Below are 1052 nucleotides of genomic sequence, written 5' to 3'. Positions count from 1 at the left end.
TGTATTGCTCATGAGCGTTGTTGACACTCACAGGTCTTGATCATGGCGAAGGCCTCCGTGTGTGGTGGAGGTGTCGAATCTTCACCGCACGGAGGCCTTCGTGTCCCACCGTAATGCCCGTCTGACTCCTTTGGGCAGGCGTCTGCTGGTCGATCGTGTCCGTTCCGGCCGCCCGGTGGCCCATGTGGCTGCGGAGATGGGCATATCCCGGGCCACGGCCCACAAGTGGGTCCACCGGTGGCGAGCCGAGGGCGAGCCGGGCCTGTGTGACCGCCCCAGCCGCCCGCACACGACACCGCACCGCACCAATGCCGATACCGAAGCACGGGTCTGCCGGCTGCGGACCGAACGCAAACTCGGACCCGCCCGCATCGGCCCGATCCTGGGCATGCCGCCCTCGACCGTGCACCGGATCCTCACCCGGCACGGCCTGCACCGGCTGGCCTGGATGGACCGGCCAACCGGGCGCATCATTCGCCGCTACGAACGCGAGCGGCCCGGCGAGCTGGTGCACGTGGACGTGAAGAAACTCGGGCGGATTCCCGACGGCGGCGGCTGGCGTGTCCACGGCCGCGCGGAAAGCCGCCAGACCAAGACCGGAGTCGGCTTCGACTACATCCACTCCGTCGTCGACGACCACACCCGCCTCGCCTACAGCGAGGTCCACCCCGACGAGAAGGCCGCCACCTGCGCAGGCTTCCTCCGCCGAGCCGCCGCCCACTTCGCCGCCCTCGGCATCGACCGCATCGAAAGGGTGCTGACCGACAACGCCTGGTCCTACCGCAAGAGCACCCTCTGGAAGCAGTCCCTGACCTACCTCGGCGCCACCGGCAAACGCACCCGCCCTTACCGACCGCAGACCAACGGCAAGGTCGAACGCTTCAACCGCACCCTGCTCGACGAATGGGCCTACCTGCGGCCCTACACCAGCAACGAGCAGCGGACCGCAGCTCTGCAAGACTTCCTGCACACCTACAACCACCACCGCTGCCACACCGCACTCGGCGGCCAGCCACCGATCAGCCGTGTGAACAACGCTCCGGGTCAATACA

At 67.6% G+C, this 1052-nt stretch carries 1 protein-coding gene; it reads left to right on the top strand.

The features are described from left to right. Positions 1-100: 100 nt before the first annotated feature. A partial coding sequence (locus RM572_RS28555; RefSeq protein WP_311676274.1) for an IS481 family transposase occupies positions 101-1052 on the top strand: 952 nt, incomplete at its 3' end.

Source organism: Streptomyces hazeniae (assembly GCF_031845485.1).
GTDB lineage: Bacteria > Actinomycetota > Actinomycetes > Streptomycetales > Streptomycetaceae > Streptomyces > Streptomyces hazeniae.
Note: the sequence above shows the minus strand (reverse complement) of the source record. Positions and strands in the feature narration are given on the sequence as shown.